Source organism: Pseudomonas sp. HN2 (assembly GCF_020736465.1).
GTDB lineage: Bacteria > Pseudomonadota > Gammaproteobacteria > Pseudomonadales > Pseudomonadaceae > Aquipseudomonas > Aquipseudomonas moraviensis_A.
This window is the reverse complement of record NZ_CP085885.1, coordinates 1,530,880-1,552,957: the sequence shown is the minus strand read 5'-3', so window position 1 is coordinate 1,552,957 and position 22,078 is coordinate 1,530,880. Positions and strand designations below refer to the sequence as shown.

Genomic DNA, 22,078 nt, shown 5'->3' with positions numbered 1-22,078 from the left:
TCGTCTTTTTATCTGTAGGACACTGCCCAGCAGGTTATCAGTTACTGCGCGTCGAGTTGTTTGCCGCGGGTTTCCGGCAGGCTCAACGCCGCAATAATCACCACGCCGTAGGACACCGCCGCGAAGGCACCGATGCCCATGCTCAATGGCACTTTCTGGCTGAGCAGGCCGATCAGCAGCGGGAACAACGCCGCCAGCGCGCGGCCGATGTTGTAGCAGAAACCCTGGCCCGAGCCGCGAATCCGCGTGGGGAACAATTCAGTGAGAAACGCACCCATGCCGCTGAAAATCCCCGAGGCAAAGAAGCCCAGCGGAAACCCCAGCCACAGCATCACGCCGTTGCTGACCGGCATCTGCGTGTACAGCAGAACGATGGTGAACGAGCCGACCGCGAACAAAATGAAATTCTTTTTCCGCCCCAGCAGATCGGTCAGATAAGCGCTGATCACGTAACCGACGTAGGAACCGACGATCACCATCGCCAGATAACCACCGGTACCAAGCACGCTCAAACCGCGTTCGTTCTTGAGGAAGGTCGGCAACCAGGAGGTGATTGCGTAATAACCGCCCAGCGCACCGGTGGTCAGCAACGACGCGCGAAACGTGGTGAAGAGCATGCCCGGTGCGAAAATCTCGTAGAACTTCGCCGGGTTTTCTGGCGTTTGCGCGGCTTTGGCTTCGCGATAGATTTCCGGATCTTTCACCAGGCGTCGGACAAAAATCACGAATATCGCCGGCACGATGCCGAGGATGAACAGCGCACGCCAGGCATCTTCCGGTGGCAATACCGAGAACAGCAGCGCATACAGAATCGCCGTCAGCCCCCAGCCCAGCGCCCAACCGGATTGCACCATGCCCACCGCTTTGCCGCGATCCCTGGCGCGGATCACTTCGCCGATCAATACCGCGCCAGCGGTCCATTCACCGCCGAAACCGAAGCCCATCAAGGTCCGGGCGATCAGCAGTTGTTCATAGTTTTGCGCGAAGCCGCAGAGGAAGGTGAAGAAGGCGAACCACAGCACTGTCAGTTGCAGGGTGCGCACGCGGCCGATGCGGTCGGAGAGAATCCCGGCGACCCAGCCGCCGATCGCCGACGCGATCAGGGTGCTGGTGTGAATCAGCCCCGCTTCGCCAGTGGTGATGCCCCACATCGCAATCAGCGTCGGCACGACGAAGCTGAGCATCTGCGTGTCCATGCCATCCAGACCGTAACCGATCTTGCAGCTCCAGAACGTGCGGCGCTCCTGCTGGTTGATGTTGCGATACCAGTCGAACGGCCCGGGCCGCGCCGCAGGCTTGGATAAAGGGAGGGTGTCAGGAGCACTCATGGCAAATCTCCGCAGGGCTTTTATTGGTCTTGTTCGAAGCTCCGACGACGCCTATCGTGGGAACCGGATGCGCCGATTTTTCGTCGCCTGCCCCGCGCCGTCCAACGAATAAAAACCCGCCTTAGGCATAAGAAAAATTTGTCAGCCGAGCCTTGCCCATGAACCTGAAGTTTCTCGAGACCTTTGTCTGGGTCGCGCGCCTGAAGAGTTTTCGCCTGACCGCCGACAAGCTGTTCACCACTCAGGCGTCGATTTCCAGCCGCATCGCAGTGCTCGAAGGCGAGCTGGGAGTGAAGCTGTTTCTACGCGACTCACGCGGCGTCAGCCTGACCCCGGAAGGTCTGAAGGTGCTCGATTATGCCGAACAGATGCTCGACACCATGGCGGCGCTGAGACAGTCGATCGAGACTCGTTCGAGCAAGGTCGGGCGGGTGCGGATCGGCGTGATGGATACGGTGATCCATACCTGGCTGAGCCCGCTGGTGGCGCAGATGACCGATCTGTACCCGCGAGTGGAAATCGAGCTGGTCGCGGATACGGCGCTGAATCTCTGCGATCAGCTGCAAAAAGGCTTCCTCGATCTGGTTCTGCAAACCGATCTGATCCGTCACGAAAGCGTGCGTAGTCTGGAGTTGGCCAGCCATCCGTTGGGTTGGATCGTCGCGAGCAATTCGATCTACAACCGCGACTACGCCGACCTCGCCGAACTGGCGCAGGAGCGGATCGTCACTTACTCGAAAAACTCACGACCGCATCAGGATATCGTCGCGCTGATGCAGGCCAACGGCGTCATGGCGCCACGCTTGAATTGCGTGAACTCGGTGTCAGCGATCACCCGGTTGTTGCGTGACGGCTTCGGTATCGGCGCGCTGCCACCGGTGCTGGTGGCCGAGGAACTGGCACGCGGCGAACTGACCCTGCTCGACATCGCGCAGCGGCCGGCGAATCTGCCGGTGGTGGTGTCGTGGCGGGTCGGGGTTGAGTGGGTCGAGGAGATAGTGACGTTGTGTCAGCAGGTCTTGGCGGGGTATGCGCAAAAGGTGGGCAAGGACTGCATCACCCTCACTGACTGAGCACACTTGTGGCGAGGGAGCTTGCTCCCGCTCGGCTGCGCAGCAGTCGTAAAATCGTTACCTGCGCTCGTTCAGAATAAATGGACGGGAGCGCTTCGCACTCCAGCGGGAGCAAGCTCCCTCGCCACAGGGGAAATGAGCGATCTCAAAGGCCTCGTACGTCGCGATCTTCGATCGGCCGGCTCTGGCGCAGACGGCGGCCGCCGAGTACTACCCAATCGATCAGGCGGAACAGGCATTCGATGCCGAACGACAGCAGCAACGCCCCGCTCATGCCCCAGATCATTGCCTCTGGCGTCAGCAGGATCTGATAGCTGTAGCCATTCCAGGTTTCCTTGCGAATGTCCGGATCGGCGGCCAGCACCACTTGCAGGAAGCGCACGTACCACGGGCCTTGCATCGCCTGGAATTGTTTATCCAGCGCGACCTGGCGAGTGAGCAAGGTGTTCAGGCTGTCGGCATCGCTGCGAAAAATCGGGTCTTCGCTCGCCCGGTAATGCGCGACCAGCGCCTGCATGTCGCCCTTGAAAAACTGATCGGCGGTGCCCTGAAAGCCGCGCAGGCCGGTCTGCGCTTCGATCAGATGCGCTTCGACCCGCTGGGCGTAATCGTTGATGAACCCCGGCACCTGGACACCGATCAACAGGCCCGCCGCAAACAACACCAGCCGTACATAACTGAGCAACATGGGTGCAAATCCTTATTCGGTCTTGCCCTGGCTGACGCATTCGCCGCGTCGCCACAGGCTCCATTGGCCCGGTTCGTAGCGGGTCCAGGTTTCGTTTTCGGTCAAAGGCTCGGTGGCGATCACCGTGACCACGTCGTTGGGCGTGGTTTCGGCCTGGAAGTCGACAATCACGTCGACATCCTTGAGCCGTGCGGGGCCGAACGGTGCGCGCCGGGTGATCTGGGCCAGTTTGGTCGAGCAATAACAGAACAGCCAGTCGCCGTCGCTGAGCAGGCAATTGAACACGCCTTTGCTGCGGTATTCGGCGCAGGCGGCGACCAGATCCGGCAGCAGCACTTCGATATCCTCCGGTTCCGGAAAGGCTGCGCGCACACGGTTGAGCAAATCGCAGAACGCCGCCTCGCTGTCGGTATCGCCGACCGGGCGGTAGAAACTCTTGATCGGGGTGAAGTCGGCGAGCTGCCCGTTGTGCGCGAAACACCAGTTGCGCCCCCACAGTTCGCGGACGAACGGGTGGGTGTTGGACAGGCAGACCTTGCCGACGTTGGCCTGGCGAATATGGCCGATGACCACTTCGCTCTTGATCGGATAACGCTGCACCAGATTGGCGACTTCCGACTCGCTGCTCGCCGCCGGGTCCTGGAACAGCCGCAAGCCCCGGCCCTCATAGAAGGCAATGCCCCAGCCGTCGCGGTGCGGGCCGGTGCGGCCGCCGCGCTGCATCAGGCCAGTGAAGCTGAACACGATGTCGGTCGGCACGTTGGCACTCATGCCCAGTAATTCACACATGTGCGGACTCTCGGGTTACAGACGCGGCTCGACCCGCATGCGCTGCGGATTGTTCGGCACGGGCGGGCGACCGTAGCGGTCGTCACCGGCGCCGCCGAACGGCTGATCATCTTCGCGTTCTTCGGCACGGGCCGCAGCCTTGGCGGCCTCGGCGCGTTCGCGTCGGGCTGTCGAAGCACGCTCGATCGGCATACGGATCAAGACGAAAACCAGATAGACCCCGAAGGCGATCATGCCGTACATGAACAGATCGGAAACCGCGCGCCAGGCGTTGTTGCCGACCTTGAACAGCGTGTCCAGCGCGGTGATGGCGATGGCCGGCGCAACCTTGGCTTTCACTGGATCGACGATGGTCGGGCTGAACAGCAACACCGCCATCAGCACACGCAGCGGCTCGCGCAGCCAGCGCCACATCCAGGTGGTCAGGCGCATCCATACCAGCAGGCAGCCTACGGCGGCAAAGGCGTAAAGGCCCCAGGCGATCAGATAGTCGTTCTCGGTCATGGTGTCCATGGCAAGGCAGGCAAAGAGGCGCTTATAGTAACGACTTTTCGCCCATGCGGCTTGTCCCAATAGACACATCCCCTGTAGGAGTGAGCCTGCTCGCGATAGCAATTGATCAGTCAAAGTCATTTTGAATGACACACCGCTATCGCGAGTAGGCTCACTCGTACAGGGATTGCGGCAGTTTCAAATGCTGCGAAAAACCCTATTTGTATATCTGTCCGAGAGCCTTCCATGCCCCAATCCGCCAATGTCATCCCAGCCCCGATTGCCCACCGGGCGCCCGGCGCCGACCCGTATGCCTGGCTGCAGGAGCGCGATACCGACGCGGTGCTCGACTACCTCAAGGCCGAAAACGCTTATCAGGAAGCGCAAACCGCTGATCAGGCCGAACTGCGCGAAAGCCTGTTCAACGAGATCAAGGGCCGGATTCTGGAAACCGACCTGTCCCTGCCCTCGCCCTGGGGCCCGTATCTGTATTACACGCGCACCACCGCCGGTGACGAATACGCCCGGCACTACCGCTGCCCGCGTCCGGCGGACGACAGCCTGACGCTCGACGAAAGCCGCGAACAGCTACTGCTCGATCCGAATGCGCTGGCCAATGGCGGCTTCTTCTCGCTCGGTGCTTTCAGCATCAGCCCCGATCACCAGCGCCTGGCTTACAGCGTCGATGACTCGGGCGATGAGATCTACACGCTGTTCGTCAAGGAACTGTCCAACGACAAGGTCAGCGAACTCGAATTCGCAGACTGCGACGGCAGCATGACTTGGGCCAACGACAGTCTGACCCTGTTCTTCGGCGTGCTCGACGACACCCATCGCCCGCACAAACTGTTCCGCTATCGACTCGATGGCACCGCCGCCGAAGAGGTTTTTCACGAGCCGGACGGGCGTTTCTTCCTGCATTGCTACCGAGCCAGCTCCGAGCAGCAATTGCTGCTGTCGCTGGGCAGCAAGACCACCAGCGAAGTCTGGGCGCTGGACGCCAATCAGCCGCACCTGCCGTTCGCCTGTCTGGCGCCCCGGGTCGAAGATCACGAATACGACGTCGACCACGGCCTGCTCGACGGCGTCTGGACGTGGTTCATCCGCACCAACCGCGACGGCATCAACTTCGCCCTGTATCAGGCTGCGGATACCGGCGTACCGCCGAGCGAGGCCGACTGGCAGAACCTGATCCCGCACAGCGATGAAGTGATGCTCGACGGCGTCAGCCTCAACACCGAGGCGGTGACCTTGAGCCTGCGTGAAGGCGGTCTGCCGATCATCGAAGTTCATCCGCAGGGCCAAGCTTCATATCGCGTGCAACTGCCCGATGCGGCCTACAGCCTCCATGTGCAAAACAGCCTGGAGTTCGAGAGCGATCGCATTCGTTTGCGCTACGAAGCGTTGAATCGCCCGGCCCAGGTGCGCCAGTTGATTCTCGCCACGGGCGAGCAAACGGTGCTCAAGGAAACCCCGGTGCTCGGCCCGTTCGATGCCGACGCCTATGTCAGTCAGCGCCTGTGGGCCACCGCCCCGGACGGCACGCAGGTGCCGATCAGTCTGGTGATGAAGCGCGAGATGGTCGGCAAACCCGTGCCGCTGTATCTGTACGGTTACGGTGCCTACGGCTCCAGTCTCGATCCGTGGTTTTCCCACGCGCGCCTGAGCCTGCTCGATCGCGGCATGGCCTTCGCCATCGCCCACGTACGCGGCGGCGGCGAGCTGGGCGAAGCCTGGTATCGCGCCGGCAAGCAGGAACACAAACCCAACACCTTCACCGACTTCATCGCCTGCGCTGAGTTTCTGGTGCTCAACGGCATCACCACGGCGGACAAACTGGCGATCAGCGGTGGCAGCGCCGGTGGCCTGCTGATCGGCGCGGTGCTCAATCAGCGTCCGGACCTGTTCGGCGTGGCGATTGCCGAAGTGCCGTTCGTCGACGTACTCAACACCATGCTCGACCCAGAACTGCCGCTGACCGTCACCGAATACGACGAATGGGGCAACCCGGAAGAACCGGACGTCTATGATCGGATCAAGGCTTATGCGCCGTACGAAAACGTCACCGCGCAGGCTTATCCACCACTGCTGGTAATCGCCGGCTACAACGACAGCCGTGTGCAATATTGGGAAGCAGCCAAGTGGGTAGCGAAATTGCGCGCGACCAAGACCGACGACAACCTGCTGCTGCTCAAGACCGAACTGGGCGCCGGGCATGGCGGCATGAGCGGGCGCTATCAGGGATTACGTGACGTAGCACTCGAATATGCGTTTGTGTTCAAGGTTTTGCAGATTGCCTGAGGAACTCTGCGGGTGGCCTGGGTCTTAACAGCAGACTCAACGCCTCCACCGATTCCCCTGTGTAGGAGCTGCCGAAGGCTGCGATCTTTTGATTTTTTAACAGCAAGATCAAAAGATCGCAGCCTCCGGCAGCTCCTACACAAGGAACGTGTGATACCCGGAAAATGTGAAAACAAAAAGACCGCATCGACATGTCCGAACCGACCTTCCTGAACAACGAAATCCGCGACTGGCTGATGGACTGTGGCCTGTTCGATCAATTGCAGCTCGCCGACTTCGCGGCAGCTTCCGGCTACTTCAGCATCAGCACCGTGGCTGAAGGCGAAGCGATTTTTCGCGAGGGCGATGCCGGCAGTTTCATGTGCATCATCCACACCGGCCAGGTCGCCGTGCAGAAAACCGGCGTCGACGGTCAGGTCATCACCATGGCCACCCTGCGCAGCGGCCGTGCCTTCGGTGAAATGGCCGTGCTCGATGGCGAACGGCGTTCGGCCACGTGCATCGCGGCAAGCAACTGTCAGTTGCTGAACCTGGGCAAGGACTCGCTGGAAAAAATGCTCAACGACGCACCAAAAATCGCCGCAAAGATCATCCGCGCCCTCGCCGTCTCGCTGTCCAAACGCCTGCGCATGGCCGACGGTCAACTGGCTGCGCAACAGGTTTAACCGCCGGGGGATTTAGCCTTGTTGCCGTTCGGCTCGATACCCGGCACCGGTTGATCCTTGCTCGGCGGGCTGGGCATTTCGATCGGCACCAGCGGCGGGCTGCCACTGCCGGCGCCCGACTTGGGCAGGGTAATCGGGGTGATCTGCGGATACGGCGTCGGCGTCGCGGTGCCGGGCGAGCCGGGTTGTGGCGTCGGACTGACCGGAATGCTCTGCTGGGCCTGCGCAGCAGTAATCGCGAGCGCGGCCAGGGTAATGACCGTTAGAATGGTGCGCTTCATCAAGGGCTCCGTTTGGCCTTTAGTCTGTGCTCAGGCTACTCCCAACGCGCCTGCTTGCCTTCCCCCCCTTTAGAGATTTCCATGAAACGTTTCGTTCTGCTCGACACCACCCCGATCCCCGAAAACGGCGGTGCCCTGTGCCTGTTCGAGTATGGCGAGGACTTCGTCATCAAGATCCAGGGCGGCGACGGCGGGCAATTAATGAACACGCGCATGCACGGTTCCGAAGACGCATTGGCCGAGATTCCCTGCCGCAAGGTCGCCGGCCGGCCGAATTCGCGCGTGCTGATCGGTGGCCTGGGCATGGGCTTCACCCTCGCCTCGGCACTCAAGCATTTGGGCAAGGCCGCCGAAGTGGTGGTCGCTGAGCTGGTGCCCGGCGTGGTCGAGTGGAATCACGGCCCGCTCGGAGAAAAGTCCGGCCGGCCATTGCTCGATCCGCGCACGGTGATCCGCATGGAAGACGTGGCCAAGGTGCTGCAAAGCGAGCCGAACGGGTTCGACGCGATCATGCTCGATGTCGACAACGGCCCTGAAGGCCTGACCCAGAAAGCCAACAGTTGGTTGTACTCGGCCGCTGGTCTGAGTGCCTGCGCCAAGGCCCTGCGCCCCAAAGGCGTGCTGGCGGTGTGGTCGGCCAGCGCTGATCGGCAGTTTTCCGACAAATTGAAGAAGGCCGGTTTCAAGGCCGAAGAAGTCCAGGTCTTCGCCCACGGCAACAAGGGCACCCGCCACACGATCTGGATTGCCGAGAAGCTCAAGGGCTGAGCTAAACTCTGCGCATAACCGTCATCAGTCTTTTACAAAGGTGAACCCATGAGTTCGTCCACCCCCACCAACACGTCGAAGCTGGACCGCATCCTCGCCGACAACCAGCGCGACAAGGAAATGGGCTACCGCGACAAAGCCCTGAAGATGTACCCGCACGTCTGCGGTCGCTGCGCCCGCGAGTTCTCCGGCAAACGCCTGAGCGAACTGACCGTGCACCACCGCGACCACAATCACGACAACAACCCGCAGGACGGCTCGAACTGGGAGCTGTTGTGCCTGTATTGCCACGACAACGAGCATTCGCGTTACACCGACCAGCAGTATTTCGGCGACGGCTCGCTGAGCACACCGAAAATCGCCAAGGCCACGCATAACCCGTTTGCGGCCCTCGCTGGCCTGATGAAAAAAGAAGATTAAAAGCAAAGATCGCAGCCTTCGGCAGCTCCTACACGGTGTACGCCATTAGACTGTAGGAGCTGCCGAAGGCTGCGATCTTTTGATCTTATCCCCGTATAATCGCCCTCTTTTTCCCGAAGGCACCCCGCTCGTGGCAGACAAACGGTACAGCTGCATTGGTTTGTATAACCCCAAATCACCGGAGAACGTCGGTTCGGTGATGCGCGCCGCAGGCTGTTATGGCGTGGCCTCGGTGTTCTACACCGGCAAGCGTTATGAACGCGCCGCCGATTTCGTCACCGACACCAAGCGCGTGCACTACGACATCCCGCTGATCGGCATCGACGACCTGAAAAAAATCCTCCCGCTCAACTGCGTGCCCGTCGCTGTGGAACTGGTGGAAGGCGCCCGCCCATTGCCGGAATACACCCATCCCGACCGCGCGCTGTACATCTTCGGTCCGGAAGACGGTTCGCTGGATAAGGAGATTCGCGACTGGTGCGAAGACGTCGTGTACATCCCGACCACCGGCTGCATGAACCTCGCCGCTACGGTCAACGTCGTGCTTTACGACCGCATGGCCAAAGGCCTGAACACCCGCTCCGGGCCGAAATTCCGCTGAAGCGTCGCACATTCGATGGAACAAGCTGACCGCCGCGGCAGTCAGCTTATCTATCAATCGCACCCTGCCTGGAGATAGATCATGAGCGAGCTCAAACGCGTAGAACGCATCGAATCCACCCCGTTCCAGTCGCCTTCGCACAAGAACGTGCACGGCTGGGAACGCGTCGGCTCGTTGACCGGCGGCGTGCTGATGGTCGGCAAGGGCCTGCGCCGTGGCGGCGTGTTCGGCCTGATTCAAGTGGCGCTCGGCGGCATGGCCGTGGCCCGCGGCATCACCGGCCATTGCTCGGCGAAAAGCCTGTTGGAGAAAGGTCGTCAGGACATGAACAACGTACGGGCGAAGATCGAACGCGCCGGGGAAGAACTGAGCAAGCTGAAGACCAACGCCGAAGTTGCCACGGAAACGGCGACCGTTACCGGCAATGATTCGCTGACCTCGCCGAAAGCCGGCGTTTGATCCAAATAATGCGTTGAGGCGAATTACGCCATCGCGAGCAGGCTCACTCCTACAATTGAAACGCGTTCACCTGTAGGAGTGAGCCTGCTCGCGATAGCGGTTTCGAATCGCTTCACCATCAGCCCGCGCGAAAAATCAGGTGATCTTCCCAGTCATCCTCCGGCACGCTGCCTTCGGCGAGCATGCGTCCGGATTGGGAGATTCGCTCGTGGTGCACAGCATCGCGATCACCGCACACCAGGTGATGCCATAACGGCAGATCCTTGCCCTCGCTGACCAAACGATAACCGCAGGTCGGCGGCAGCCACTTGAACTCTTCCGCCTGCCCCGGGGTGAGCTGGATGCAGTCAGGGACAAACTTGATCCGGTTCGGATAATCGCTGCACTGACAGGTCTTCAGATCCAGCAGTTTGCAGGCGATGCGCGTGTAATAGACGCTGTTGTCTTCCTCATCCTCGAGCTTTTGCAGGCAGCACAGACCGCAGCCGTCGCACAGCGATTCCCACTCCTCGTGATCGAGTTGATCGAGGGTTTTGCGTTTCCAGAACGGTTCGACTATGGCGGCCATGGTTCAAGCATCAACATCAAGGTGGTGAAAAGGCCGCCAGTCTAGTGCCAGCGGGCGCGGTGGCCAAGCGCTGGCGACTGTCGGTAAATCCGCTTGTCAGCCCCAGCGCCGCCCAGTAGGGTTTTGCAGCGAACTTCTCCCCATCCGTTGCAAGGAATCCGTGCATGAGTGCCAACCCTCGCGTTGCCGATTACGCCATTCACCCGCAGTTCACCGAGCGCTGGTCGCCCCGCGCTTTTAACGGCGAAGCGATCCCTGAAGAGACCTTGCTGAGCTTCTTCGAAGCCGCGCGCTGGGCGCCGTCGGCGTACAACTCGCAACCGTGGCGTTTTCTCTATGCACGCCGCGATACGCAGAACTGGCAGCGTTATCTGGGCCTGCTCAACGAATTCAACCGCAGCTGGGCGCAGCATGCTTCAGCGCTGGTGATCGTGATTTCGAAGACCACTTTCGTGGCACCGGGAGCCACCGAGGAAACCCCAGCACTTTGGAGCACGTTCGATACCGGCTCGGCGTGGGGCCATCTGGCGCTGCAGGCGAGCCTCAGCGGCTGGCACACCCACGGCATGGCCGGTTTCGATCAGGAGCTGACCCGCAAGGAGCTGAACATTCCTGAGGAATATGCCCTGCATGCGGCGGTGGCGGTGGGCAAGCTCGGTGACAAGGCAACCCTGGCCGAGTACCTGCAAGCCCGCGAAACGCCGAGCCCGCGTCGTCCGCTGAGCGAGCTGGTGGCTGAGGGCGATTTCACTTTATAAGCCACGCCATAAAACCACTGTAGGAGTGAGCCTGCTCGCGATGACGCCGTGTCAGTCGACATCAATGTTGACTGACACCGTTATCGCGAGCAGGCTCACTCCTACAAGAGGTACCGCGCAGAATCAGTAACCGCGGGTGAAATCCACTTCCCCACGCAACGCCTCACCCGCCTCATACGCCTTCAGGTTCTGGACAAACAAATCCACCATCAGCGCCGGCGACGTTGGTGCCGAGCTGTGCCCGGTCAGCAGCAAGCCCCACGCGGTCCAGAATGGATGGCGTTGCGGCAATGGCTCCTGACGGCAGACGTCAATCACCGCACCGGCCAGGTGCCCTTCCTTCAAGGCCTCGACCAGATCGGCATCGACCACCGCGACACCGCGCCCGGCGTTGATGAACAACCCGGTCGGCTTGAATTGCTTGAACAGCGCCGCGTCGTAGATATCGTGGGTGTGTTCGGTGTTCGGCAGCAGGTTGACCACGTAATCCACCTCGCCCACCAGACGCGGAAGATCGGCCAGCGCGCCGACTTCGACGAACGGCGCCTGTTCGCGGGCGCTGCTGGCGATGCCGTACAACTCGACGCCGAATGGCAGGAGAAATTGCGCGACACTCTGGCCGATGTCACCGGTGCCGACGATCAGTACCTTGCGCCCGACCAGACTCTGGCCGCTGCGGTTGTCCCACTTGCGCTCGACCTGGCTGACCAGCCGCGCCAGCACTTCGCGCTCATGGCCGAGGATGTAGGTCAGCACGTATTCGGCCATGACCTGACCGAAAATCCCCACCGCACGGGTCAGGCGATAATCGCGGCGCAAGCCGTCGGCGAGCAGCGGCGTGATACCGGCCCAGGTCGATTGCAGCCATTGCGGTTGATGGCCCTGGCGCAGCAGGGTCGCCAGCAGGTCCGGCTGGCCCAGCCAGACCGGGCAATCGGCGGCCTGACGCGCCAGTTCGGCGGAGTCGCCGCTGGTCAGGACTTCAAGCTCGGGCAGTGCCTGACGCAGCAGTCGGGCGTATATCGCGTGGTCGTGTTCGGCAATCAGAACGCGCATCTTCAAACCTTTCGCAAACCGTGCAGACGGCCGCCGGGATCGAGCCGGCCATCGCGGTAAAAACAGTTCCAGGGTTAACCGAGGCCCAGGACAGGGCCTCGCGGGTCAGACCGGGTCGTTGCGTCGCAGCAACTCTTCGGGCAAGTGCTCGATGTACTCGTCCTCGGCCGGTGGCATTTGCAGGTGATAGCCCTGCTTGTCGAGGTTTTCCAGGACCACGGTGATGTCTTCGCTGGCCAGCTTGCGCTCGGGCGACAACACCAGATCGAAGGAATGCTTCGCTTTGCCGAAAGCCGTCATCAGCGCTTCCGGCACGCGCTCGAGCGCATCGCTCTTGAGCACATAGAGATACATGCCGCTGCGCTTGGAGCTTTGGTAGATGGAGCAAATACGTTTCAAGGCTGTTCTCCGGCGGTGGACAGGCTGTCGAGCAGCTTCTGACCGAGCAATTCGCGGCGCCAGCCACGCAGCGAATCGGGCAATTGGTAAGGCCCCTCGGGGAAGCCGCTTTTGACCAGGGCTTCGAGGGTTTTCTTGCGCAGCATCAGTTCCGGGGCGATCCCGAGGCGTTCGGCCTCGGCCTGACCCAGCGCGCGCAGTTGCTTGATCAACGCAGCAGCTTCGATCGGCAACGGCTCCGGCACTGCCGGTGGCCATTGATCAGGGCCCACACTGCCAGAGCGCTTGATCAGATCAAGCAGAAACTGGCCGTCCTGACGCACGGTACGCGGATGCATGTCTTCGATCTTGCCCAGCGCCGCGAGGTTATCCGGCTGCGTGCGGGCCAAGGGCCACAGCGAGTGTTCACGAACAATGCGGTTACGCGGCAAGTCACGGGCGCGGGCTTCTTTTTCGCGCCAGGCGCACAGCTCACGCAGCACGGCCAGTTGCGCGCGGGACAGCTTCCACGCCAGTTTCGCCTCGCGATAGACCTCGTAAGGATCGGTTTCGCGGCGCAGGTTGGCGACCAGTTCGGCGCCATCTTCCAGCACCCAGGCGAACTTGTCGTCGGACAGCTTGGGCCGCAACTCGACGAACACCTCGGCCAGATGCACGGCGTCTTCGGCGGCATAGCTGATCTGGGTTTCGGACAACGGACGCTGCAACCAGTCGGAGCGGGTTTCACCCTTGGGCAGGTCGATGCCGAGCACTTCCTGCACCAATCGCGAGTAGCCCATGGAAAAACCGAGGTTCAGGTAAGCGGCGGCCAGTTGCGTGTCGAACAGCGGCGCCGGCAGGCTGCCGGTCAGGCGCAACAGCACTTCGAGGTCTTCGCTGCAGGCGTGCAGGACTTTGAGGACCGCCGGGTTTTCCAGCAACGCGGCCAGCGGTTGCCAGGCGTTGATGGTCAGCGGATCGATCAGGTAGGCGCGTTTGCCGTCGCCGATCTGCAACAGGCCGGCAATCGGGTAGAAGGTGTCGACCCGCATGAATTCGGTGTCGAGGGCAACGAACGGCAGTTGCTGCCACTCAGCGCAAAACTGCGCGAGGCTTTCGTTGTCGCGAATCCAGTGAATATCGATAGCCACACGGCTCTCCCTTGAAGAATGGCGCGCAGTATATATCGCCACTGGCGATTTACGCGCCTTTGAAGGGCAAGAGCTGTAAGGAAATGTCTTGCCTGCCAGCAAGAATAGTCTGACAGCGGAAACAGAAAGGCCCGTCGCATCAGCGCGACGGGCAGGAAATGCCTCACTGCTTGGCCAGTACGCCGTCGATCACCGCGCCGCGACAGCCGGCAAACATGTCCAGCGCCGGCTGGTACACGCTGCTGCGCACCTCGAGCAGGCCGAGCATGGAGTGGAACAAGTTGTCCTGACTCAGCGGCTTGTCGCGGCTCAGTTGCAGGCAATGCGTATCGACCGAGTAGGCTTTCTGATAGCTGTCGGAGAACCACGCCAGCATCGCTACATGCTTCTGCTGCTCGGGCGCCAGCATGTACGGCGTGCCGTGCAGAAACAGGTTGTATTCGCCCAGCGATTCACCGTGATCCGACAGATAGAGCATGGCGGTGTCGACTTTGTCCTGATTGCTGCGCAGCACATCGATCAGGCTCGCCAGCACATGGTCGGTGTAGACCAGCGTGTTGTCGTAACCGTTGACGATACTTTCGCGGCTGCAATTATTCAGCGCGTTACTCTCACAGACCGGGGTGAAGTGTTCGTACTCCTTGGGATAACGCTTGAAGTAATCCGGGCCGTGACTGCCCATCTGGTGCAGAACCAGCACCGTGTCTTTATCCAGGTGATCGATAAAGCTCTGCAAACCCTGCAGGAGGATTTCATCGCGGCATTCGCTGTTGGCGCACAACGCCGGGTCCTGCAATTTGCTGACATCCTGCACCGTGACCCGGTCGCAAGTGCCTTTGCAGCCGGACTGGTTATCGCGCCAGATCACATCGATGCCGGCGCGCTTGAGCACATCGAGCAAACCCTCTTCATTCTTGGCCTTGCTGGCGTTGTAATCCTTGCGGCCCATGTTGGAGAACATGCATGGCACCGAGACCGCGGTCTCCGTGCCGCAGGAATGCACATCGGTAAAGGCGATCAGCCCCGCCTCTTTGTCCAGTTGCGGCGTGGTGTCCCGGTCGTAACCGAGAATGCCGAAGTTCTGCGCCCGCGCACTTTCCCCGACCACCAGCACGGTCAGCGATTTGCGGGGCTGGAATTGCAAGTCGGGATTGCGCTGGGCATCTACGCCGATCTTGATGAACGGCTGCTGCGCCGAGACGACTTGCTCTTGCAGGTAGCCGAGGGACGCGCCGATGTAATTGCTCGGCACCAGCATCAGGCGAATTTCATGATGGTTGCGAAACAACGAAGACAACCCCTGATAGTTGGCCAGTGCCACGCCACCGATCACCGCCGCAGAGGCGACACTGACAATAACTTTGCTGAACAACTCATGATGCCAGCGCCGATAAGTGACCGGCACTTTCCATAACAACAAACAGGGCAAAACACCCAGCAAGACAATATAAGCAAACAACTTCAACGACAGCAGATCACGCACTTCCGTCGCATTGGTTTCAGCGAAGTTTCGCAACATGCCGGCATCGATCATCACGCCGTATTGGCTCATGAAATAAGCCACGCCAGCGCTGATTAAAAACAACAGGGTCAATAACGGTTTGAGCAGGGGGCGGAAAGCGAACAACGTCAGGACAATATTGAACGCGGCGAAGATCATTACGCCGAACGCCAGGCGCAGGGCGCTGCCCTTGCCATCCGCAGCGGTTATCTCGAACAGATGTTGCCAGAGCACCAGGTTGAAACCGAGCAACAAAAAGGCGCTGGCGAACAACGTCACCCATTCCGGGCGCACGGCTTTTAACTTCAACATGATGAGTGACTGTTCCTGAAAGAAGAGCCTCGTCACTTGTGAAAATTTCATTCACCGAGGCATGACAAACTTTAGGCAGCCATGGATCAATTTTTCGTGAAAAATATGCTAATGATTAGTTGCCTTCGGGCATTGTTCTGGAAGTTTGCGCGTATTTGCGAATGGTTCAGGTTTCATTCAGTTAATTGCCCACCTACGCCCCCTGTAGGAGTGAGCCTGCTCGCGATAGCGGTGTGTCAGTCAATATTTATTCATCTGATACATCGCTATCGCGAGCAGGCTCACTCCTACAGGGGGATGCGGTGTTATCGAGTTTTCAGGTCTGGCGCGGGATTTTCTGATTTGCCGATCTGCGCGACGCGACGCCTAATCATCAGCTTCCGCAATCGAAGGCCTGCTGATGAATCATCACCGCCCCGCCGCTTGGCTGATGTTCGCGATCATCCTTGTCGCACTTAATCTGCGCCCATCAATGGCCGCCGTGGGACCGTTGCTGTCGGCGATCCGTGGCGATATCCCGTTGAGCTTCAGCGCTGCCTCCCTGCTGACGATGTTGCCGGTCATGGCCATGGGGCTGGCGATGTTCTTCGGCCTGAGCGTCAGCCAGCGCTTCGGCGCACAGCGCACGGTGCTGCTGTCGTTGCTGATCATCGGGCTGGCGACGCTGTCGCGGTTGTTTATCGATTCAGCTCTTGCGCTGATCCTCAGCGCCATAGTGGCCGGCATCGGCATCGCCATGATTCAAGCGTTGATGCCGGCGCTGATCAAGTCGCGCTTTCCCGACAAAGTAGCGTTATGCATGGGCGTCTACGTGACGTCGATCATGGGCGGCGCGGCGATTGCCGCATCATTGGCGCCACTGGTGATGGTGCAGACCGGCAACTGGCGCGCAGGGCTGGCCGTTTGGGCCGGGCTGGCGGTGCTCGCCTTGCTGGTCTGGTGTCTACAGCCCGCGCGTGCCATATCAAGAGGGATCAAGCGGGAGTCTGTTATCACCCGCCGTCGCGCCTGGTTGCTGGCGATTTTCTTTGGCCTCGGTACGGCGTCCTACACCTGTGTCCTCGCCTGGCTCGCCCCGTACTACGTGGAAAAGGGCTGGAGCGAACAACACGCCGGGCTGCTGTTGGGTTTTCTCACAGCGATGGAGGTCATTTCCGGCCTGGCGGTGCCTGCGATTGCCAACCGAAGCCGTGATCGACGCGCAATATTGGCGGCTCTGCTGTTACTGATCATCGGCGGTTTCTGCGGGCTGATTCTCGCACCGGCGCAGCTGGCCCTGCTCTGGCCGTGTCTGTTGGGACTGGGTATTGGCGGTCTGTTTCCGATGAGCCTGATCGTCGCGCTCGATCATTGCGACGACCCGCAGCAGGCCGGTGGCCTCACTGCATTTGTGCAGGGTATCGGTTACCTGATCGCTGGCCTCTCGCCGCTATTGGCAGGGACAATTCGTGATCGGCTGGGCAGTTTTGAAGGCGCGTGGTGGGCGCTGACTGTGGTGATGGTGAGCATGTTGCTGATGGTCGTGCGCTTCAATCCTCGCCATTACACACGTCACTTGCCTTGCCCGGGCTAGAGGCCTCTGGCCATCTTTTCCGCACGAAATAGGCAACGTCGTGTTACTAAAAGTTTCTGTCCCACATGTGTCCGTGAAATGTCCTACGAGGGTTTCTCCTGGCACCATCGTTCCGCTAGGATCGTACGCACACGTTTGCGCGAATTCTGCGCAAGGGGCACAGCGAGACGGAACTCATGCTGAACAGTAATTTGCTTCGCAAGCTCGACATGCAGGATTTGATGGTATTTGTTGCTGTGTATGAGCAGAGCAGTGTCACCGATGTCTCGGAAACCCTGTTTGTCAGTCAGTCCACTGTCAGTTATTGCCTGAAGAAACTGCGCACCAGTTTCGAAGACGAATTGTTCATCAACACCCGCACGGGCATGCGCCCGACTTACAAGGCCTGCAGCATGTACGGCCATGTGCAGAAGATCCTCGAAAGCATCAACCTCTGCCACGCCGGAGCACCGGCCTTCGACCCGAGCCGGCAGGCGGTGACCTTCAACATCTGCGCCCCGGAATATTTCGAGCAGTTGATCCTGCCGCGCCTGTTGAAGCGCTTCGACTTCGACGATTTGCCGGTGATGGTCAACATGCACAAGTTCGAAACCGACGTGCCCGCCGATGAGTTACGCGACGGCTCACTCGACCTGGTGATCAGTTTCGGCCCGCACTTTCACCGCCAGCATGCGGATCTGAAATCACGGATGTTGCTTGAAGATGACCTGGTCTGCGTCTTCGACAAGCGCGCCACGCCATTGCAACCGCGTTTGAGCCTTCAAGCATTTACCGAGCGTCGGCATGTGTTCCCGACGCCGTGGACATCGAGCACCAACATGGTCGACGGCTGGCTGGCGCGCCAGGCGCAGAAACGCCAGATCGTCGCGCGATCGAACAGCTACAGCGCCGCGTTGAAGATGATCACCGGCACTGACTTCATCCTCACCCTGCCCCGGCGCATCCAGCGTTTGCTGACCAACGACGCGGTATTCAAACACTGCGAGGCACCCAACGGTTTGCCGGGCTTCACCCTCGATATGCAGTGGAGCCAGAACGTCGATCAGGACAGCGCCAATGTCTGGCTGCGCGAGCAGGTGATTCAGGTGTGCAGCGAGCTGGAAAGCGCCTGAGCCTCAGATGCCGATCACGGTCTTGGTGTAGGACTCGCGATCGATGTCGAGCAGTTCGACGCACAGTTGCACTTCGAGCCCGGCCGGCCATTCGCAGAGCTCCTGCAACACCGCCAGCAGGCTTTGCGACAACTGCTTCTTGATTTCTGCCGAGCGCCCGCTGAGCAAGGCCAGCTTCACATGGACGAAGGCACGCTCGCCGAGAGCCGTGCCGACCTTGAAGTGTTCGACCTTGATCGCGCGGCTCTTGATATCGAACTCCGCCCCGAACTGACCGGAGCCGACCAGGGTGTTGTTGAGCCTGATCAGGGCAATGTCGGCGTTCAACTGCGTCAGGTTAGCGGTGTATTCCATGTGCAGGTGTGGCATTGCGGATCTCCAGTCAGGGGGTGCGGGGGCGTACGTATAACACATGCCGCTGAGCGGACTTTCTGTAGGAGCTGTCGAGTGAAACGAGGCTGCGAGCTTTTGATCCTTCATTTGAAGATCAAAATCAAAAGATCGCAGCCTCGTTTCACTCGACAGTTCCTACAAGGGATCGTGGCGCTCAGTTGGCCGTTCGCTCATGAATGCTTCCAGTCGCGAACGCAGCCAGCGTTCGGCCGGGTCGCTGTCGACATGGCTGAGCCAGACCATCGACAGGTCCAGCGTCGGCGTCTTGAACGGAAACGGTTCCTGGAACAGCGCCCCGGACGCCGCCATCGCCGCTGCGGTGTAGTCCGGCAGGCTGGCGATCAGGTCGGTGCCCGCCAGCAGCGCCGGCAGCGCGCTGTACTGCGGCACCGACAACACCACCTGGCGCGTCCGGCCCAGCTCCGCCAGCCATTCATCGGCATAGCCACTGACATTGGCCGTGTGCGACACCAGTACATGCGGGCGAGCGCAATATTCGTCGAGAGTCAGCGGCGTATCAGAGGCGTCGGCGCGCAGGATGCTCGGCTGGATATGTCGCAGCAGTTTGCGTTTGGCGTTGGCCGGCAGGCCACGGGTCTGGCTGATGCCGACGGTGATATCGCCAGCCGCGAGAAGATCGGGAATCCGCCAGTAATCGACATGCTGCACGACGAACACCACGTTCGGTGCTTCCTGGCGCAGAGCACGCAACAGCGGCGGCAGGAGGCCGAATTCGACGTCATCGGACAGGCCGATGCGAAAGGTCATGGTGCTGGTGGCGGGGTCGAAATCGCGGGTCAGGCTCAGCGCCGCCGACAGCGAGTCGAGTGCCGGTTTGAGATGGCGGTAAATATCTTCGGCACGGGCCGTCGGTTCCATGCGATGACCGACGCGGATGAACAGCGGGTCGTTGAGCATCGTGCGCAAACGGTTGAGCGCCGAGCTGATGGTCGGCTGGCCGAGGAACAGCTTCTCCGCGGCGCGGGTAACGTTGCGTTCGAGCATCAGAGTCTCGAACACCACCATCAGGTTGATGTCGGCCTTGCGAAGTTCATTGCGGTTCATCCACTGCCCCTGCTCCCCGGAATAGCGGCAGTGTAGAAAGGCCTTGGGCATTGCGTCCATAAACGTTTCCGAGACAGCGTTGCAGAAACATCCGCGAACGATTGGAAACAAATCCGCGATAGCCAAAAAAACCCTCTGCGCTAGGCTTGCGTCGATGCGCCACACAGGTTGGCGCGCCTATCGATCGCAGGGAGCGAACCGTATGTATTTCGAAATCTACCGACAAACCCGAGGCACCCCGAGCACCGGCAAAGGCCAATGGCGCTGGCGCCTGCGTGCGCGCAACCACGAGACGGTAGCCAGTGGTGAGTCGTACGTGAACAAGGCCGATTGCCTGCATGTGATCAACCTGATCAAAGCCGTACAGGGCGAGACGCCGATCAAGGAGATTTGAGCCAGGCGACGGTCCTTGTTGTTTCTGGAAAGACGGGCCGTTGGTCGCCATTCAGAACGGTTGCTTGAATACTCATCCGCTATGCTCATCAAAGGTGCATGTGCTGCAATTGTTGCTGCCATGCACCTGACCGTCCATTGATCCCGCAGAGGTTACGCGCGATGAAATCACTTGCCGCAATCTGCCTTGCAATACTGGCCCTGAGCGCCCAGCCCGGCCACGCGGACACCCTCGATGCTTTCGTCGAAGAAGCGGCCCAGCAGAGCCTGTTCCAGAACAACAGCGCACATATCGCGCTGGAAAAAGCCACCCTGCCCGAGGTCAAAGCGTTCGCCAGACAAATGATTGCCGACCATGAGCGTTTCGATAAACAGCTCCGGCAGCTGGGGGAGAGCCAACGCATGGCGGTGCCGACAGAACCTTCAGTAGCCTCGAAAGCCAAGCAACTGCGCCTCGAGTCTCGGGACGATTCCTTCGATCGCATCTACATCGACAGCCAAGCCGAAACCCTCGAGCAAAAGCTGATGCTGTTCAAGAAAGAAGCCATGTCGTCGCAAGATCCGCAGCTCAAGGCGTTCGCTCAAGCAGCCTTGCCGGGCATTGAGAAACAGGCGAAAACTGCTCGGGATCTGCAGGAAAAACTCAAACCGTCAGCGGGCGCGCTCAAGTCCGTCAACCCTTGAGCGAACCGCGGAACGATCAAAACTGCAAAAGAATCACACCCACCAATACGGCGATTACCGCAGATACCGCCATCACTTGGGTCGAGGTGAACGCCAGCGCCGCCTCCTTGGAACGGCCGACGAAGCGGCCACGAGTCTGATGTAAACCTGGCTGCGCTTCGAACAGGTTGTCCGGGTGCTCGTTGTCCTCAGGTTCACTGGTCTGCTGACCGGTCCAGGCGCTGCGCGCCAGCAAACGATCCAGCAAACCTGGCATGACCGACTGGCCAACGATCGCCTTGATCGTCGACCATCCCAGCCACAACTCTCGCGGCGGGTGTTTGACCACGCTGAAAATCGCTCGCGCTGCCACGTCCGGGTCATGGATCGGCGGCACAGGTTGCGGGCGTCTGGGCAATTTGTTGCGTGCCCAGTCGAACTGCGGCGTGTTGATCGCCGGCAATTGCACCATGCACACGCGGATACCGCTGCGCTCATGCAGTAACTCGCAGCGCAACGCGTCGGTAAAACCGCGCACGGCGAATTTTGCCCCGCAGTAAGCGGCCTGCAACGGAATGGCGCGATATGCCAGCGCCGAGCCGACCTGAATGATCAGCCCCTTGTTGCGCGCGCGCATCAACGACAGCGCTGCCAACGTGCCGTGGACGGTGCCGAGATAGGTCACCTGGGTGACGCGCTCAATCTCGGCGGCGGACAATTGCTCTATCGGCGAGAGCACTGTGACCATCGCCGCATTGATCCAGACCGTCAAAGGCCCGAGCCTCGCTTCCATTTGCTGCGCGGCCTCCTGCACGGCAAGCGCATCGGCAACGTCGACGCTGACGGCAGCCACCTCGACCCCATACATTTCCAGCTCCTGTTGCGTAGCGGCCAATCCTGCGGGATCGCGCGCCAGCAAGCCGATGCTATACCCGCCAGCGGCAAACCGATGCGCCACTGCGCGCCCGACGCCAGCACTGGCGCCGCTTATCACCACCAAAGGTTGCTCCTGCATGAACCGTCCTCGTTGACGCTCAGTCAATCGGCCCGATATTGATCATCAGGTCGTCACCCAGCCCCTGCACCTTGGCCAGCACATCCACCGGCGTTTCGCTGGAAAAATGCACGACATAGCCCATGCCGCTGCCGTCCTCCTCGATCGCGCTGACCCACAGCTCGACCTCGTCGGCGTCCAGCCCCAGCGCCTGGCCGAACTGACGGTTGCGGTGATCGGAATCGGTTTCGTCCATCGGGTAATCGCTCATGACCAACATCTCCTCGGGGATCAGT

General features: G+C 60.4%; 26 protein-coding genes. 12 read left to right on the top strand and 14 right to left on the bottom strand.

Translation table 11 applies throughout. The features are described 5' to 3' along the window. Positions 1-41: 41 nt before the first annotated feature. The gene (locus LIS66_RS06850) at positions 42-1,328 is read right to left on the bottom strand and encodes an MFS transporter (protein WP_227973864.1); all 1,287 of its coding nucleotides are present in this window, start codon (positions 1,326-1,328) and stop codon (positions 42-44) included. 158 nt (positions 1,329-1,486) lie between these two features. Between LIS66_RS06850 and LIS66_RS06845 the strand changes: the two genes are divergently transcribed. After that, the gene (locus LIS66_RS06845) at positions 1,487-2,401 is read left to right on the top strand and encodes a LysR family transcriptional regulator (RefSeq protein WP_227973863.1); all 915 of its coding nucleotides are present in this window, start codon (positions 1,487-1,489) and stop codon (positions 2,399-2,401) included. A 145-nt stretch (positions 2,402-2,546) separates the two neighbouring features. On the opposite strand, the gene LIS66_RS06840 is transcribed toward LIS66_RS06845, so the two are convergent. Genes LIS66_RS06840 through LIS66_RS06830 form a run of 3 tightly spaced genes read right to left on the bottom strand, consistent with a single transcriptional unit; the run spans position 2,547 to position 4,391 of the window. Beyond that, positions 2,547-3,089 carry a DUF2937 family protein gene (locus LIS66_RS06840; protein WP_042607436.1) on the bottom strand — a complete coding sequence of 181 codons (543 nt, stop codon included), beginning with the start codon at positions 3,087-3,089 and terminating at the stop codon, positions 2,547-2,549. Positions 3,090-3,101: 12 nt separating this feature from the next. After that, complete coding sequence (locus LIS66_RS06835; protein ID WP_042607435.1) at positions 3,102-3,878, bottom strand: class II glutamine amidotransferase; 777 nt, start codon at positions 3,876-3,878, stop codon at positions 3,102-3,104. 15 nt (positions 3,879-3,893) lie between these two features. After that, entirely contained in the window at positions 3,894-4,391 is a 498-nt protein-coding gene (locus LIS66_RS06830) for a hypothetical protein (RefSeq protein WP_042607434.1), read from the bottom strand. 225 nt (positions 4,392-4,616) lie between these two features. Here LIS66_RS06830 and LIS66_RS06825 point away from each other — a divergent pair, with 225 nt between their 5' ends. Further along, a complete protein-coding gene (locus tag LIS66_RS06825) occupies positions 4,617-6,671 on the top strand; it encodes a S9 family peptidase (RefSeq protein ID WP_227973862.1) in 2,055 nt (684 codons plus the stop codon). Positions 6,672-6,862: 191 nt separating this feature from the next. Further along, positions 6,863-7,336 carry a cyclic nucleotide-binding domain-containing protein gene (locus LIS66_RS06820; RefSeq protein WP_042607432.1) on the top strand — a complete coding sequence of 158 codons (474 nt, stop codon included), beginning with the start codon at positions 6,863-6,865 and terminating at the stop codon, positions 7,334-7,336. Here LIS66_RS06820 and LIS66_RS06815 read toward each other — a convergent pair. Next, complete coding sequence (locus LIS66_RS06815) at positions 7,333-7,617, bottom strand: hypothetical protein (RefSeq protein ID WP_042607431.1); 285 nt, start codon at positions 7,615-7,617, stop codon at positions 7,333-7,335. The genes LIS66_RS06820 and LIS66_RS06815 overlap by 4 nt on opposite strands. Positions 7,618-7,698: 81 nt before the next feature. Here LIS66_RS06815 and LIS66_RS06810 point away from each other — a divergent pair, with 81 nt between their 5' ends. The 4 genes from LIS66_RS06810 (at position 7,699) to LIS66_RS06795 (ending at position 9,865) form a co-directional block, all read left to right on the top strand. After that, on the top strand, positions 7,699-8,385 hold the full coding sequence (locus LIS66_RS06810; protein ID WP_227973861.1) for a spermidine synthase: 687 nt from the start codon (positions 7,699-7,701) through the stop codon (positions 8,383-8,385). Between the two features lie 48 nt (positions 8,386-8,433). Continuing rightward, complete coding sequence (locus LIS66_RS06805) at positions 8,434-8,805, top strand: YajD family HNH nuclease (RefSeq protein WP_003222612.1); 372 nt, start codon at positions 8,434-8,436, stop codon at positions 8,803-8,805. A 130-nt stretch (positions 8,806-8,935) separates the two neighbouring features. After that, a complete protein-coding gene (locus LIS66_RS06800; protein ID WP_007911337.1) occupies positions 8,936-9,406 on the top strand; it encodes an RNA methyltransferase in 471 nt (156 codons plus the stop codon). Positions 9,407-9,487: 81 nt separating this feature from the next. Further along, complete coding sequence (locus tag LIS66_RS06795) at positions 9,488-9,865, top strand: DUF2892 domain-containing protein (protein ID WP_042607429.1); 378 nt, start codon at positions 9,488-9,490, stop codon at positions 9,863-9,865. A 118-nt stretch (positions 9,866-9,983) separates the two neighbouring features. Here LIS66_RS06795 and LIS66_RS06790 read toward each other — a convergent pair whose 3' ends face one another. Then, the gene (locus LIS66_RS06790; protein ID WP_016771232.1) at positions 9,984-10,433 is read right to left on the bottom strand and encodes a YcgN family cysteine cluster protein; all 450 of its coding nucleotides are present in this window, start codon (positions 10,431-10,433) and stop codon (positions 9,984-9,986) included. Positions 10,434-10,597: 164 nt separating this feature from the next. Here LIS66_RS06790 and LIS66_RS06785 point away from each other — a divergent pair, with 164 nt between their 5' ends. Then, the gene (locus LIS66_RS06785; RefSeq protein WP_042607428.1) at positions 10,598-11,191 is read left to right on the top strand and encodes a nitroreductase family protein; all 594 of its coding nucleotides are present in this window, start codon (positions 10,598-10,600) and stop codon (positions 11,189-11,191) included. 123 nt (positions 11,192-11,314) lie between these two features. On the opposite strand, the gene LIS66_RS06780 is transcribed toward LIS66_RS06785, so the two are convergent. The 4 genes from LIS66_RS06780 to LIS66_RS06765 all read right to left on the bottom strand — a co-directional run bounded on the left by LIS66_RS06780 (position 11,315) and on the right by LIS66_RS06765 (position 15,589). After that, positions 11,315-12,247, bottom strand: coding sequence for a D-2-hydroxyacid dehydrogenase (locus LIS66_RS06780; protein ID WP_016771233.1), 933 nt, complete (start codon positions 12,245-12,247; stop codon positions 11,315-11,317). Positions 12,248-12,352: 105 nt separating this feature from the next. Further along, positions 12,353-12,646 carry a YcgL domain-containing protein gene (locus LIS66_RS06775; RefSeq protein ID WP_041478850.1) on the bottom strand — a complete coding sequence of 98 codons (294 nt, stop codon included), beginning with the start codon at positions 12,644-12,646 and terminating at the stop codon, positions 12,353-12,355. Then, positions 12,643-13,776, bottom strand: coding sequence for a ribonuclease D (gene rnd, locus LIS66_RS06770; RefSeq protein ID WP_064362548.1), 1,134 nt, complete (start codon positions 13,774-13,776; stop codon positions 12,643-12,645). The genes LIS66_RS06775 and rnd overlap by 4 nt, the downstream gene beginning before the upstream one ends. A gap of 163 nt (positions 13,777-13,939) precedes the next feature. Further along, complete coding sequence (locus tag LIS66_RS06765; RefSeq protein WP_042607425.1) at positions 13,940-15,589, bottom strand: phosphoethanolamine transferase; 1,650 nt, start codon at positions 15,587-15,589, stop codon at positions 13,940-13,942. A 400-nt stretch (positions 15,590-15,989) separates the two neighbouring features. Here LIS66_RS06765 and LIS66_RS06760 point away from each other — a divergent pair, with 400 nt between their 5' ends. Together LIS66_RS06760 and LIS66_RS06755 are read left to right on the top strand one after the other, a co-directional pair. Then, on the top strand, positions 15,990-17,162 hold the full coding sequence (locus tag LIS66_RS06760; protein ID WP_227973860.1) for a cyanate transporter: 1,173 nt from the start codon (positions 15,990-15,992) through the stop codon (positions 17,160-17,162). 176 nt (positions 17,163-17,338) lie between these two features. Continuing rightward, positions 17,339-18,274 (top strand): LysR family transcriptional regulator, encoded by a 936-nt coding sequence (locus LIS66_RS06755; RefSeq protein WP_042607423.1) that lies wholly within the window; start codon positions 17,339-17,341, stop codon positions 18,272-18,274. A gap of 3 nt (positions 18,275-18,277) precedes the next feature. Here the strand turns inward: LIS66_RS06755 and LIS66_RS06750 are convergent, their stop codons facing one another. Further along, positions 18,278-18,643 (bottom strand): 5-carboxymethyl-2-hydroxymuconate Delta-isomerase, encoded by a 366-nt coding sequence (locus LIS66_RS06750; protein ID WP_042607422.1) that lies wholly within the window; start codon positions 18,641-18,643, stop codon positions 18,278-18,280. A gap of 159 nt (positions 18,644-18,802) precedes the next feature. Continuing rightward, positions 18,803-19,732: a LysR substrate-binding domain-containing protein gene (locus tag LIS66_RS06745; protein ID WP_042607421.1), complete on the bottom strand. Its 930-nt coding sequence runs from the start codon at positions 19,730-19,732 to the stop codon at positions 18,803-18,805. A gap of 202 nt (positions 19,733-19,934) precedes the next feature. Between LIS66_RS06745 and LIS66_RS06740 the strand changes: the two genes are divergently transcribed. Further along, positions 19,935-20,126, top strand: coding sequence for a YegP family protein (locus tag LIS66_RS06740; RefSeq protein WP_016771242.1), 192 nt, complete (start codon positions 19,935-19,937; stop codon positions 20,124-20,126). A 161-nt stretch (positions 20,127-20,287) separates the two neighbouring features. Beyond that, positions 20,288-20,809 (top strand): DUF4142 domain-containing protein, encoded by a 522-nt coding sequence (locus tag LIS66_RS06735; RefSeq protein ID WP_227973859.1) that lies wholly within the window; start codon positions 20,288-20,290, stop codon positions 20,807-20,809. A gap of 16 nt (positions 20,810-20,825) precedes the next feature. On the opposite strand, the gene LIS66_RS06730 is transcribed toward LIS66_RS06735, so the two are convergent. Further along, the gene (locus LIS66_RS06730; protein WP_227973858.1) at positions 20,826-21,803 is read right to left on the bottom strand and encodes an SDR family oxidoreductase; all 978 of its coding nucleotides are present in this window, start codon (positions 21,801-21,803) and stop codon (positions 20,826-20,828) included. A gap of 19 nt (positions 21,804-21,822) precedes the next feature. Next, positions 21,823-22,053, bottom strand: a complete 231-nt coding sequence (locus LIS66_RS06725) for a hypothetical protein (protein ID WP_064362564.1) — start codon at positions 22,051-22,053, stop codon at positions 21,823-21,825. Positions 22,054-22,078 lie beyond the last annotated feature (25 nt).